This window comes from Streptomyces sp. NPDC045695 (assembly GCF_056432025.1).
Map to the genome: position 1 here is coordinate 171,907 of NZ_JBWKJU010000009.1, position 12,226 is coordinate 184,132.

General features: G+C 72.9%; 12 protein-coding genes. 6 read left to right on the forward strand and 6 right to left on the reverse strand.

Annotated elements, in window-relative coordinates; all coding sequences use genetic code 11:
* Positions 1-127: 127 nt before the first annotated feature.
* The 3 genes from pepN to AC07DU_RS18305 all read right to left on the reverse strand — a co-directional run bounded on the left by pepN (position 128) and on the right by AC07DU_RS18305 (position 4,142).
* Entirely contained in the window at positions 128-2,635 is a 2,508-nt protein-coding gene (gene pepN, locus AC07DU_RS18295; protein WP_479112289.1) for an aminopeptidase N, read from the reverse strand.
* A gap of 38 nt (positions 2,636-2,673) precedes the next feature.
* Entirely contained in the window at positions 2,674-3,060 is a 387-nt protein-coding gene (locus AC07DU_RS18300; RefSeq protein ID WP_479112291.1) for a chorismate mutase, read from the reverse strand.
* 263 nt (positions 3,061-3,323) lie between these two features.
* Positions 3,324-4,142 carry a serine protease gene (locus tag AC07DU_RS18305; protein WP_453372337.1) on the reverse strand — a complete coding sequence of 273 codons (819 nt, stop codon included), beginning with the start codon at positions 4,140-4,142 and terminating at the stop codon, positions 3,324-3,326.
* Positions 4,143-4,534: 392 nt separating this feature from the next.
* Here AC07DU_RS18305 and AC07DU_RS18310 point away from each other — a divergent pair, with 392 nt between their 5' ends.
* Positions 4,535-5,194: an HAD family acid phosphatase gene (locus tag AC07DU_RS18310; RefSeq protein WP_479112293.1), complete on the forward strand. Its 660-nt coding sequence runs from the start codon at positions 4,535-4,537 to the stop codon at positions 5,192-5,194.
* 213 nt (positions 5,195-5,407) lie between these two features.
* Here the strand turns inward: AC07DU_RS18310 and AC07DU_RS18315 are convergent, their stop codons facing one another.
* The 3 genes from AC07DU_RS18315 to AC07DU_RS18325 form a co-directional block, all read right to left on the reverse strand.
* On the reverse strand, positions 5,408-5,863 hold the full coding sequence (locus tag AC07DU_RS18315) for a VOC family protein (RefSeq protein ID WP_479112295.1): 456 nt from the start codon (positions 5,861-5,863) through the stop codon (positions 5,408-5,410).
* Between the two features lie 182 nt (positions 5,864-6,045).
* Positions 6,046-6,957, reverse strand: a complete 912-nt coding sequence (locus tag AC07DU_RS18320; protein ID WP_360890477.1) for an SDR family oxidoreductase — start codon at positions 6,955-6,957, stop codon at positions 6,046-6,048.
* Position 6,958: 1 nt separating this feature from the next.
* A complete protein-coding gene (locus AC07DU_RS18325; RefSeq protein ID WP_479112297.1) occupies positions 6,959-7,759 on the reverse strand; it encodes an SDR family oxidoreductase in 801 nt (266 codons plus the stop codon).
* A gap of 56 nt (positions 7,760-7,815) precedes the next feature.
* Here AC07DU_RS18325 and AC07DU_RS18330 point away from each other — a divergent pair, with 56 nt between their 5' ends.
* From AC07DU_RS18330 to AC07DU_RS18350, 5 genes are read left to right on the forward strand one after another with little or no spacing between them, the layout of a single operon-like run.
* On the forward strand, positions 7,816-8,571 hold the full coding sequence (locus AC07DU_RS18330; RefSeq protein ID WP_479112299.1) for an enoyl-CoA hydratase family protein: 756 nt from the start codon (positions 7,816-7,818) through the stop codon (positions 8,569-8,571).
* Positions 8,568-9,419, forward strand: coding sequence for a CoA transferase subunit A (locus AC07DU_RS18335; RefSeq protein WP_360890486.1), 852 nt, complete (start codon positions 8,568-8,570; stop codon positions 9,417-9,419). Before AC07DU_RS18330 ends, AC07DU_RS18335 begins: the two co-directional genes overlap by 4 nt.
* On the forward strand, positions 9,416-10,138 hold the full coding sequence (locus AC07DU_RS18340) for a CoA-transferase subunit beta (RefSeq protein ID WP_360890489.1): 723 nt from the start codon (positions 9,416-9,418) through the stop codon (positions 10,136-10,138). The genes AC07DU_RS18335 and AC07DU_RS18340 overlap by 4 nt, the downstream gene beginning before the upstream one ends.
* Before the next feature lie 4 nt (positions 10,139-10,142).
* Complete coding sequence (locus tag AC07DU_RS18345; protein WP_479112301.1) at positions 10,143-11,225, forward strand: NAD(P)H-dependent flavin oxidoreductase; 1,083 nt, start codon at positions 10,143-10,145, stop codon at positions 11,223-11,225.
* Between the two features lie 30 nt (positions 11,226-11,255).
* Complete coding sequence (locus tag AC07DU_RS18350) at positions 11,256-12,191, forward strand: tyrosine-protein phosphatase (RefSeq protein WP_479032785.1); 936 nt, start codon at positions 11,256-11,258, stop codon at positions 12,189-12,191.
* Positions 12,192-12,226: the final 35 nt, after the last annotated feature.

Consider the following 12,226-nt stretch of genomic DNA (forward strand, 5'->3'; position numbering starts at 1 on the left):
CCGCGGGGCCGCCGCCGGTCCTGCCCGGCCCCTCGATCGCCGGCGGGGGCTCGAGAACCGGGGCTCCGTCCCGGCCCCCGCTCCCGACCGGGCTGGTCGGGTGCCGGGGGCGCGGGGCGGGAGGGGGTCAGGTGGTGCGGACGCGGAGGGCGCGGGCCAGGTCGTCGAGCTGGTCGACGAGTTTGCGGCGCAGGAGCGGGAGGATGTCCGGGTCGGCGAGGCAGGCGTGGCCGGCCTTGAGGTTGGCCTCGTCGACGGCGTAGGCGGGGAAGGCCCACCTGCCGGCCGCCTCCCCGATGGCGGGGCCGCGGCGGGCGCCGAGGGCGACGGCCTCCGGGTAGTAGCGGGGCACGTACTCCCGTACGAGATCGGCCTGTTCGGGTTGCCAGAAGCCCTGGGCGGTGGCGCTGAAGAGGTAGTTGGACAGGGTGTCGTCGTGGAAGAGCCGGTCCCAGGCGGCGGCCTTGGCCTCGGCGGTGGGCAGTGCGGCGCGGCAGCGGGCCGCGCCTTCCTCGCCGGTGGCGCTGGGGTCGGCGGCGAGGGCGGCGGCGATCTCGCCCTCCCCGACGGCGCCGAGGACGGCGAGGCGGGCGAGGATGCGCCAGCGCAGCTCGGGGTCGAGTGCGGGGCCGCCGGGGACGGTGTCGTCGGCGAGCCAGGAGGCGAGGGTGTCGGGCCGGGTGGCGCTGTCGATGAGGGAGCGTACGGCGGTCAGCCGCAGGCCGGGCTCCGAGCCGTCCTCGGTCTGGCTGATCAGCTCGTGCCCGATGGAGGTGAGGGCGTCGAGCGCCGCGGTCCGCTCCTCGGGTGCGAGGTAGCGCACGGCGATCTGCTGCCGGGCGAAGGCGAGGACGCCCTGGACGATGGCCAGGTCGTGTTCCTCGGGCAGGTGCGCGGCAGCGGTCAGCAGGTAGACCTGCGGGTCGAGTTCGCCGTCGCGGACCATGTCGCGCAGGGAGTTCCACACGACGGCGCGGGTGAGGGCGTCGGGGATGCCGGAGAGGCTGCGCAGGGCGGTTTCGACGGAGGTTTCGTCGAGCCGGACCTTGGCGTAGGTGAGGTCTCCGTCGTTGAGCAGGAGCAGTGCGGGGCGCGGGCCGCTCACCGAGACGATCTCGTCGGAGGGGATGTCGAGGTCGAGGTGTTCGCGCGGCTGCAGGGCACGGCCGTCGGCGGGGTCGCGGTCGTAGACGCCGACGGTGATGTGGTGCGGACGGCTGCCGTGACGGTCGACGGTGAGGGTCCACCCCTCTGCGCCTTCCTCGACGCGCGGGGTGAGGGTGTCGGTGCCGGTGGTGCGCAGCCAGCTGTCGGCCCACGCGCGGACGTCGCGGTCGGTGTGGGCGGCGAGGGATTCGACGAAGTCGGCGAGGGAGGCGTTGGCGAACTTGTGGCGGGCGAAGTGGGTGTTGATGCCGGCCAGGAAGTCCTTCTCGCCGAGCCAGGCGACGAGCTGGCGCAGGGCGGAGGCGCCCTTGGCGTAGGAGATGCCGTCGAAGTTGAGGAGCGCGGAGGCGGTGTCCGGGACGTCCTCGGGGACGGGGGCGACGGGGTGGGTGGAAGGGCGCTGGTCGGCGTCGTAGCCCCAGGGCTTGCGGGTGACGCCGAAGTCGGTCCAGGTGTCGGTGAAGCGGGTGGCTTCGGTGAGGGTCTGGTAGCCCATGTACTCGGCGAAGGACTCGTTCAGCCAGATGTCGTCGAACCAGGCGAGGGTGACGAGGTCGCCGAACCACATGTGGGCCATCTCGTGGGCGATGACCATGGCGCGGGACTGGCGTTCGGTGTCGGTGACGGCGGAGCGGTAGATGAACTCGTCGCGGAAGGTGACGAGGCCGGGGTTCTCCATGGCGCCGGCGTTGAACTCCGGTACGAAGGCCTGGTCGTAGGAGTCGAAGGGGTAGGGCTCGGTGAACTTCTCCTGGTAGCGGTCGAAGCAGGCCTTGGTGATGGAGAGGATCTCGTCGGCGTCGGCGTCCATGTGGGGGGCGAGGGACTGGCGGCAGTGGATGCCGAAGGGCAGTCCGGCGTGTTCGGTGGTCACGCTGTGCCAGGGGCCGGCGGCGACGGCGGCGAGGTAGGTGGAGATGACGGGGGTGGGGGCGGACTGCCAGATGCCGGCGCCGTCGCCTTCCCTGTCGCCGGTGCGGGTGGTGACGCCGTTGGCGAGGACGGTCCAGTGCGCGGGGGCGGTGACGGTGAACTCGAAGACGGCCTTGAGGTCGGGCTGGTCGAAGGCCGGGAAGACGCGCTGGACGTCGTCCAGGAACAGCTGGCTGTAGACGTACGTGTGCCCGTCCGCGGGATCGGTGAAGCGGTGCAGGCCCTCGCCGGTGCGGGAGTACCGCATGCGGGTGTCGAGGCGCAGTTCGTGGGGGCCGGGGGTGAGGCCGGTGAGCGGGAGACGGTTGTCGTCGAGGGCCGCCGGGTCGAGGGGGGCGCCGTCGAGGGTGGCGGAGCGCAGCAGGTCCGGCTTGAGCTCGATGAAGGTGTCTGCGGTGGTGCGGGCGGTGAACCGGATGACGGTGGTGGAGTCGAAGGTCTCGTCCCCGCCGGTGAGGTCGAGGGTGACGGCGTAGTGGTGGACGTCGAGGAGCCGGGCTCGGTGCTGCGCTTCGGTGCGCGTCAGTGCGGACATGGGCCCATGCTGCCTCAGCGGGTGGCGGGCCCGGGGTGCTACTCCTCGCCTGCGGCGATCGTCTCGTGGTGGCGGATGACCTCGGCGATGATGAAGTTGAGGAGCTTCTCGGCGAAGGCCGGGTCGAGTTTGGCGTTTTCGGCGAGCTGGCGCAGCCGGGCGATCTGGCTGGCCTCGCGGCCCGGGTCGGCGGGGGGCAGCTGGTGTCGGGCCTTGAGGTGGCCGACCTGCTGGGTGCACTTGAAGCGTTCGGCGAGCATGTGGACCACGGCCGCGTCGATGTTGTCGATGCTGTCGCGCAGGCGGGCGAGTTCGGCGGCGACGCTCGCGTCGATGCCGGGGGCGGCCTGGGGCTCGCCTTCACCGCTGCCGCTGATCACGCCGTTGTCGCTGCTCATGCCGTTGCCGGTGTTGCTGATGCTCATGGTTCCCGAGAATACGGGGCGGCGGCGGGTGCGTCCTCGGGCAGTCGGCCAGTGAGACGCCGAGGTGGGCGCACTGCCGGTGGCGGGGGCCGCCCAGCCCGACGTACGTGTCCGGCCGGCGGCGGGGCGGCGGCGGGGCTTCGGGTGCCTCCCCGGGGCAGGTGCCCGCCGGCACCCGCCCCGGGACGCGCCCCCGGGGTCACGTCCTTCCGGCTGGCCGGCCGGTTGGCCGGTCGGGGGCCGGCCGGAAGGACGGGCACCGGCTACATCGTGGCCGCTGCGCTCTTGATCGCGGCGGCGAAGGTGGAGACCTCGGTGTAGACGCCGGGGTAGTCGGGACGGGCGCAGCCTTCGCCCCAGCTGACTATGCCGACCTGGATCCAGGCGCCGGCGTCGTCCCGGCGGAACATCGGGCCTCCGGAGTCGCCTTGGCAGGTGTCGACGCCGCCCTCCTCGTAGCCGGCGCAGATCTCCTCGGCGGGGACGAGGGAGCTGCCGTACGAGGCCTGGCAGCTGGCGTCGGAGACGAAGGGGACGGTGGCCTTGCGCAGGTAGCGCTGCTGGCCGCCGCCCTCGCGGGTGGCGCCCCAGCCGGCGACGGTGAAGGTGCCGTTGTCGTAGGCCTTGGTCTCGGCGATCTTGAGGGTGGGGAGGTTGACGGGCTGGGCGAGTTTGATCAGGGCCCAGTCCTTGCCCGTGCCGTTGTAGCCGGGGGCCTGGAGGACCTTGGTGGACCGGACCTTGATGGCGCTGGAGCTGTTGAGGTCGACGACTCCGGCGGTGGCGGTGATGGAGGTGTTGTTGCCCGATCCGCTGACGCAGTGGGCGGCGGTGAGGACGATCTGCTGGGTGTACAGGGCGCCGCCGCAGCCCATGGAGAGGCGCACCATGAAGGGGAACTCGCCTTGGGCGGCTCGGGTGCCGCCGACGACGGGGGCGGTGCCGGCGGTGGCGCTGCCGGGCTGGAGGCTGACGGCTGCGAGGGCGACCGCGCCGACGGCGAGAGTGCGCTTCAAGAACCGCGTGAAGGTACTCACAGTCAACACACTGCCTTTCGTGGGGGGTTGGGCCGTGCGCGTCATCGGGTGAATGACACGTCCATGACACAGCAGCCGTATGACGGGCATCAAGAACGCACTTTCGGCCACCACCTGTTCGAGCGACAGGACGTACGGCGCAGGACGTCCGGCAGCGCAGAACAGGCGGCCGAGGGAGCAGGCGGCCGATGGGGCATGCGGCCGCCTCGGAACCGAGCGCGTTCCACGCGGCCCCCCGCGGGCACGCAGTGGCCCAGCGGGCAGGCGCCGACGGGCAGGAGGCGGTGGGCCGGGTCGGCGGGGGTGGGCATAAGTGCCCATCTCGAGAGCATTCACCTCCCGGTCGTGAAAGATTTCCTACTGGTCGGTAGACATGCGTCGGCTTCTCGCCAACTCTGGTCGTTCACATGCCACTTCGTGACCCAGGAGCGCCCCCCATGCGCAGCAGCCGTCGCATCCGTATGTCCCGTACCGCCGCCGCAGGCGTGGCCGCAGCGGCCGCCGTCCTGACCTTGGTGCCGGCCACCGCCGCCCAGGCGGCCCCCGTCACCGCGTCGGCCTCCGCGTCCGCGCCCGGCGGCAACGCCGCGATCCTCGGCATCGACTACGGCACCTGGCAGCGGGACGTCGCCTCCGTCATCGACGCCGCCCGGCCCGCAATCGAGCAGCGCATCGCCGCCTCGCCCGCCGGCGAGAAGCCCGCGATCGTCCTCGACATCGACAACACCTCGCTGGAGACGGACTTCCACTGGTTCTGGACGTTCCCGACCCCCGCGATCTCCAAGGTGCGCGACCTGACCCGCTACGCGAACGAGCGCGGCGTCGCCGTCTTCTTCGTCACCGCCCGCCCCGGGATCATCCACTCCCTCACCGAGCACAACCTCAAGGCCGTCGGCTACCCGGTGTCGGGCCTCTACGTCCGCGACCTGCCCGACCTGTTCGACGAGGTCAGCGCCTACAAGACGGGCAAGCGCGCGGAGATCGAGGCGCTCGGCTACACGATCATCGCCAACATCGGCAACAGCCCGACCGACCTCGTCGGCGGTCACGCCGAGCGCACCGTGAAGCTGCCGGACTACGACGGCAAGCTGTCCTGACCCGAGGCGCCCGGTCCGGGAGTCAGGGGTCCGCAGTACGTGGGACAAGCTGATGGGCCGACCGCGGTTCAGCACGTGCATGGAGCGGGTAGTCATATCCCACCGCACCGGTGAAGACCCGGGCCCGACCCCTCGCCAGGGGGCCGGGCCCGCTTTCGTGTGCCGGCGGTCAGCGGTCAGCGTCAGCGGCCGGCGGTCAGCCGTCGAGCGCCGTCACTGCCCGACCACGACCCCCTCGCTCGGCGCGGCCGCCACGTTCAGCTGCCAGGAGACGCCGAAGCGGTCGTTCACCCAGCCGAAGCGGGCGCTGAATCCGTACGACCCCAGGGGCATCAGTTCCTGGCCCTGCTCGGCGAGCGCGCCGTAGAGGCGGTCGATCTCGGCCTCGTCCTCGCACTGGACGTACAGCGACACCGCAGGGGTGAAGCCGAACGCGTGCGGAGCCGGGCTGTCGATGCACATGAACCGCTGTCCGGCCAGGGCGAAGGTCGCGTGGCGCACGGTCCCCTCCGCCCCGGCGCCGGGTCCGGTCTCGTCGGGACCGTAGCGGCTGACGGACAGGACCTGCGCGTCGTCGAAGAGGGAGGTGTAGAAGAGCATGGCCTCCTCGGCCCGCCCCTCGAACATGAGGAACGTGGTGATCTTCTGCGGGGGCGGCGTGACGGCCATCGTGGGATCAGGCTCCTTCGGCTCTCGTCCCGGACCCGGACGGACCCGGGACCCTGCGGGGAGTCTTCCCGATCGGGCCCGCCTCCCGGCGCCTGCCACGCACGCCCGCCGCCGGGCGTCACCGCGCGCCGTACCGGCAGAGCCGGGCGTCACCGCGCCCCGTACACCGGCAGCGCCGGGCGTCACCGCGCGCCGTACACCGGCAGCGGCGCCTCGGCCGCCGCGAGGAGTTTCAGCGTGGCCTCCCCCGCCTCCGACGCGGTCCAACGCGCCCCCCGGTCCGCGGTGGGCCCCGGCCGCCAGCCCTCCATCACCGTGATCCGGCCGCCCTCCGCCTCGAAGACCCGGCCCGTGACACCGGCCGAGGCCCCCGAGCCGAGCCACACCACCAGCGGGGAGACGTTCTCCGGGGCCATCGCGTCGAAGCCGCCCTCCTCGGGGGCGGCCATGGTCTGCGCGAAGGCCTGTTCCGTCATCCGGGTCCGGGCGGCCGGGGCGATCGCGTTGACCTGGACCCCGTACCGGCCCATCTCCGCCGCCGCGACCAGGGTCATGCCGAGGATCCCCGCCTTCGCCGCGCTGTAGTTGCCCTGGCCGACCGAGCCCAGCAGCCCGGCCCCCGACGAGGTGTTGACCACCCGGGCCGCCACCTGCCGGCCCGCCTTCGCCTGCGCCCGCCACCACGCGGCCGCCGCCCGCAGCGGCAGGAAGTGCCCCTTCAGGTGCACCCTGACGACCGCGTCCCAGTCGTCCTCGTCGAGGTTGACCAGCATCCGGTCCCGCAGGAAGCCCGCGTTGTTGACCAGGGTGTCCAGGCGGCCGAAGGTGTCGACGGCCGTCTCCACCAGCGAGTCCGCTCCAGCGGACGTCGCGATGTCCCCGCCGTGCGCCACCGCCTCCCCGCCCAGCGCCCGGATCTCGCGGACGACCAGGTGCGCGGGACCGTCCGCGGCCGCTCGGCCGTCCAGCGCGACCCCCAGGTCGTTCACGACGACCTTCGCCCCCTCCGCCGCGAAGGCCAGGGCGTGGGCCCGCCCCAGCCCCCGCCCCGCACCCGTCACGATCACGACCCGGCCCTCGCACAGTCCCGCCATGTCAGCTCTCCTTGTTGACAGTTGCCGCATCCAAGAACGCGGGGCGCTCCCCGCCCCCGTGCACGAGCAGGCTCGCCCCGCTCACGTACGCCGCCCGGGCGGAGGCCAGGAACACCGCCGCCTCGCCCACGTCGGAGGGTTCCGCGAGCCGCCCCAGCGGTACGGTCGCGGCCACGGCCGCGATCCCGGCCTCGTCCCCGTAGTGCAGGTGCGCCAGCTCGGTGCGCACCATGCCGAGGACGAGGGAGTTGACCCGTACCTCGGGCGCCCATTCCACGGCCATGGACCGGGCCAGGTTCTCCAGGCCGGCTTTGGCCGCCCCGTACGCCGCCGTGCCCGGGGAGGGCCGGGTGCCGCTGACGCTGCCGATCATCAGCACCGAGCCGCGGGTCCGCCGCAGCCACGGGTAGGCCGCCAGCGAGGCCGTCAGCGGCGCGAGCAGGTTGAGCTCGACGACCCGCGCGTGGCGCTGCGCCTCCCGCGCACCCTCCCCCGCACCCGCGCCCTCGCCCTCCCCCGTGCCCAGCAGCCGGTACGGGGTCCCGCCCGCGTTGTTGACCAGGCAGTCGAGCCGTCCGTGGCGGCCCCCGACCGACTCGAACAGTGCTCCCACCGCGGCCGGATCGCGCAGGTCGAGCGCGGTGAAGGACGCCTCCCGGCCGCCCGCCGCCACCGGTTCGGGCGGTGGTCGGCGGGCGCAGACGACGACGTCCGCGCCGGCCGTGAGGAACGACCGGGCGATTCCCGCGCCGACGCCGCGGGTTCCCCCGGTGACGACGACGACCCTCCCGTCGAGCTCCATGGGCTGCTACCTTCCTCACCTAACAAATGTTTGGTGGAAAGGTAGCTGATCCTCTCATGGGTGTCTCCACCTCCGGCCCGGGCCAGGGCGTCGCATGCGTCACCGTCGACTTCCCGCCGGTCAACGCGCTGCCCGTGCAGGGCTGGTACGACCTCGCCGACGCCCTGCGCGCCGCCGGCCGCGATCCCGCGGTCCGGTGCGTGGTCCTCGCCGCCGAGGGCCGCGGCTTCAACGCGGGCGTCGACATCAAGGAGATCCAGCGCGACACCGGCCACGGCCGCCTCATCGGCGCCAATCGGGGCTGCTCCGAGGCCTTCGCCGCCGTGTACGAGTGCGAGGTGCCGGTGGTCGCGGCCGTGAACGGGTTCTGCCTGGGCGGGGGCATCGGCCTCGTCGGCAACGCCGACGCGATCGTCGCCTCCGACGACGCCGTCTTCGGCCTGCCCGAGCTGGACCGGGGCGCGCTCGGCGCCGCCACCCATCTGGCCCGGCTCGTCCCGCAGCACCTGATGCGCACGCTGTACTACACCTCGCGGACCGCGACCGCCGCCGAACTGCACGCGCACGGCTCGGTCTGGAGGGTGGTCCCGGCGGGCGGACTGCGCGCCGCCGCCTTGGAGCTGGCCGCCGAGATCGCGGCGAAGGACGGCTGTCTCCTGCGGCTGGCCAAGGCGGCCATCAACGGCATCGACCCCGTGGACGTGCGCCGCAGCTACCGCTTCGAGCAGGGCTTCACCTTCGAGGCCAACCTCAGCGGGGTGGCCGACCGGGTCCGCGACACCTTCGGGAAGGGACAGGGAGACACCGCATGACCGACAAGACGATGAGCCCCGAAGAGGTCGTGGGGCAGCTGCGCAGCGGCATGACCCTGGGCATCGGCGGCTGGGGTTCGCGCCGCAAACCCATGGCCCTGGTGCGCGCACTGCTCCGCTCCGCCGTCACCGATCTCACGGTGATCTCCTACGGGGGCCCCGACGTCGGCCTGCTGGCCGCCGCGGGCCGGATCAAGAGGCTCGTCGCCCCCTTCGCCACCCTGGACTCCATCCCGCTGGAGCCCCATTTCCGGGCCGCCCGCGAGCGCGCCGCCTTCGCCCTCACCGAGCTCGACGAGGCCATGTTCATGTGGGGCCTGCACGCCGCCGCGAACCGGCTGCCCTTCCTGCCCGTCCGCGCCGGGCTCGGCTCCGACGTGATGCGGGTCAACCCGGAGCTGCGCACCGTCACCTCGCCCTACGCCGACGGGGAGGAGTTCGTCGCCGTGCCCGCCCTGCGCATGGACGCCGCCCTGGTCCACCTGAACCGGGCCGACCGCCTGGGCAACGCCCAGTACCTGGGGCCGGACCCGTACTTCGACGACCTCTTCTGCGAGGCGGCCGAGGCGGCCTACGTCTCCTGCGAGCAGCTCGTCGAGACCGCCGAGCTCGGCAAGGCGGGCCCCCCGCAGTCGCTCCTGGTCAGCCGTCACTGCGTCACCGGGGTCGTGGAGGCCCCGGGCGGCGCGCACTTCACCTCCTGCGTCCCCGACTACGACCGCGACGAGGCCTTCCAGAAGCTGTACGCGACCACTCCCTGGCCCGAGTTCGCGGAGCGCTTCCTCTCGGGCGCCGACGAGCACGACTACCAGCGCGCGGTCCGGACCTGGCACGAGGAGCAGAAATGACCAGTCGTGCGGAGTACTGCGTGATCGCCTGCGCCGAGGCCTGGCGCGACAACGGCGAGGTGCTCGCCAGCCCGATGGGCCTGATCCCCTCCTTCGGGGCCCGTCTCGCGAAGCGGACCTTCTCCCCCGACCTGCTCCTGACCGACGGCGAGGCCATGCTCGTCGGACTGGACGGCACGGCCGAGGGCTGGCTCCCGTACCGGCGGCACCTGACCATGGTCACCGGCGGCAAGCGGCACGTGATGATGGGCGCCAGCCAGATCGACCGCTTCGGCAACCAGAACATCTCCTGCATCGGCGACTGGCGGCGGCCGGCCCGCCAGCTCCTGGGGGTGCGCGGCGCACCCGTCAACACCCTGAACAATCCGGTGAGTTACTGGATCCCCCGGCACTCCACCCGGGTGTTCGTCGAACGGGTCGACATGGTCAGCGGCGTCGGCCACGACCGCGCCGAGGCGGCCGGGGTGACGCGCTACCACCGCCTCCCGCGGGTGGTCAGCGACCTCGGCGTCTTCGACTTCACCGGCCCGGACCGCTCGATGCGCCTGGCCTCCGTGCATCCGGGGGTCGGCGTCGAGCAGGTCCGGGCCGCCACCGGCTTCGACCTGGCCGTCGCCGAGCAGGTCCCGTACACGCGGGAGCCGAGCGCCGAGGAACTGCGGCTCATCCGCGAGGTCATCGATCCCCGGGGGCTGCGCGACCGGGAAGTGCGGGGCTGATCCGGTGGAGACGGCATTCACCGAGCTGGTGGGCGTGCGGCACCCGATCGTGCAGACGGGCATGGGCTGGGTCGCCGGCCCGCGCCTGGTGTCGGGCGCGGCGAACGCGGGGGCCCTGGGGATCCTGGCCTCGGCGACGATGACGATGGACCAGCTGCGGTCGGCGGTCCGCGAGGTCAAGGCCCGCACCGCGCCCGGGACCCCCTTCGGGGTCAACCTGCGCGCGGACGCCGGGGACGCGGCCGAGCGCGCCCAGCTGATCATCGACGAGGGGGTGCGGGTCGCCTCGTTCGCCCTCGCGCCCTCCAAGGAGCTGATCGGGCGGCTGCGCGACGCGGGCGTGGTGGTCATCCCCTCGGTCGGGGCCCGGCGGCACGCCGAGAAGGTGGCCGCCTGGGGAGCCGACGCGGTGATCGTGCAGGGCGGTGAGGGCGGCGGCCACACCGGGGACGTGGCGACGAGCGTGCTGCTGCCCCAGGTCGTGGACGCCGTGGACATCCCGGTGGTGGCGGCGGGCGGCTTCAGCGACGGACGCGGCCTGGTCGCCGCCCTGGCCTACGGGGCGGCGGGCATCGCCATGGGCACCCGTTTCCTGCTGACCTCCGACTCCACCGTCCCGGACGCGGTGAAGGCCGCGTACCTGAAGGCCACGGTCAAGGACGTCACCGTCACCACGGCCGTCGACGGGCTGCCGCACCGCATGCTCCGCACCGAGCTGGTCGACTCCCTGGAGCGCGCGGGCCGCGTACGGGCCCTGGTGCGGGCGGTGCGGCACGCGGCCGGTTTCCGGAAGCTGTCCGGTCTGAGCTGGCCGCGGATGGTCCGTGACGGCCTCGCCGTGAAACACGGCAAGGACCTGTCCTGGAGCCAGGTCCTGCTCGCGGCGAACACCCCGATGCTCCTGAAGGCGTCCATGGTCGAGGGCCGTACGGACCTCGGCGTCATGGCATCGGGCCAGGTCGCGGGGGTGATCGACGATCTGCCGTCCTGCGCGGAGCTCGTCTCCCGCGTCATGGCCGAGGCACACCAGGTACTGGAAGCACTCGCAGCGCAGCACTCGCTCCGCACCCTGCCACCCGCAGGGTGATCCCCCTTCTCCGCCACAGGAGTCGCCCCCATGAGCCGTGCCCGTATCCGCCTGGCGACCGCGGCGGCCGCCGCCGCACTCGCCCTCGGGACCCTGCCCGCCTCCGCGTACGCGGCGGCGGCGCCCGGCGCCGGGGTCAGTGCCCGGCCGCACTGGCACCAGCAGCAAGCTGAAACGATTCGCCAGATCACCCTCCAGGGCGCCGTCAACGTCCGGGACGTCGGCGGCTACCGCACCTGGACGGGTGGCCAGGTCCGCCAGGGGCTGGTCTACCGCTCCGACGCGCTGAGCAAGCTGACCGACGCGGACCTCACCACGGTCTCCGGTCTGGGCCTCACGAAGGTCCTCGACTTCCGCATCCCCGTGGAGGTCCAGTACGACGGCGCCGACCGACTGCCCGCCCCGCTCACCCCCACCTCCCGCCCGGTCAGCGACCTCGGCCTGTACGGGACCCTGGTCGGCGCGATCACCAGCGGCGACCCCGTCACGCAGGAGCAGATGCTCGGCGGCGGCCGCGCCGAGGCCTACATGCGCGACATCTACCGCACCTTCGTGAGCAGCCCCGAGAACCGGGCGCAGTTCGCGGCGGCCCTGCGGGAGATCGCGGACGGCGCGCAGGGCCCGCTGCTGTACCACTGCACGTCCGGCAAGGACCGCACCGGCTGGATGAGCTACGTCCTGCTGCGCGCGCTGGCCGTCCCCGAGGACGCCGCCGCGCGCGACTACCTGGCGTCGAACACCTTCCGCGCCGCCTACGACGCCCGGGTGCGGGCGGGCCTCAAGCAGTCCGGGCGGATGCAGAACCCGGACCTGCTGATCCCGCTCCAGGAGGTCCGCCAGGACTACCTGGACTCGGCGACGGCCCGGATGGAGGCCGACTACGGCAGCTTCTACGGCTACCTCACCGAAGGCCTCGGCCTGGACCTGCGGACCCTGGCGAAGCTGCAGAACAAGATGGTCCGCTAGGGAGTTCCTGGAGAGGGCGCGGACACGACGACGCC

Coding starts and splice junctions, on each gene's coding strand:
- pepN (WP_479112289.1), bottom strand. CDS start 2,635: ATGTCCGCACTGACGCGCACCGAAGCGCAGCACCGAGCCCGGCTCCTC.
- AC07DU_RS18300 (WP_479112291.1), bottom strand. CDS start 3,060: ATGAGCATCAGCAACACCGGCAACGGCATGAGCAGCGACAACGGCGTG.
- AC07DU_RS18305 (WP_453372337.1), bottom strand. CDS start 4,142: ATGACGCGCACGGCCCAACCCCCCACGAAAGGCAGTGTGTTGACTGTG.
- AC07DU_RS18310 (WP_479112293.1), top strand. CDS start 4,535: ATGCGCAGCAGCCGTCGCATCCGTATGTCCCGTACCGCCGCCGCAGGC.
- AC07DU_RS18315 (WP_479112295.1), bottom strand. CDS start 5,863: ATGGCCGTCACGCCGCCCCCGCAGAAGATCACCACGTTCCTCATGTTC.
- AC07DU_RS18320 (WP_360890477.1), bottom strand. CDS start 6,957: ATGGCGGGACTGTGCGAGGGCCGGGTCGTGATCGTGACGGGTGCGGGG.
- AC07DU_RS18325 (WP_479112297.1), bottom strand. CDS start 7,759: ATGGAGCTCGACGGGAGGGTCGTCGTCGTCACCGGGGGAACCCGCGGC.
- AC07DU_RS18330 (WP_479112299.1), top strand. CDS start 7,816: ATGGGTGTCTCCACCTCCGGCCCGGGCCAGGGCGTCGCATGCGTCACC.
- AC07DU_RS18335 (WP_360890486.1), top strand. CDS start 8,568: ATGACCGACAAGACGATGAGCCCCGAAGAGGTCGTGGGGCAGCTGCGC.
- AC07DU_RS18340 (WP_360890489.1), top strand. CDS start 9,416: ATGACCAGTCGTGCGGAGTACTGCGTGATCGCCTGCGCCGAGGCCTGG.
- AC07DU_RS18350 (WP_479032785.1), top strand. CDS start 11,256: ATGAGCCGTGCCCGTATCCGCCTGGCGACCGCGGCGGCCGCCGCCGCA.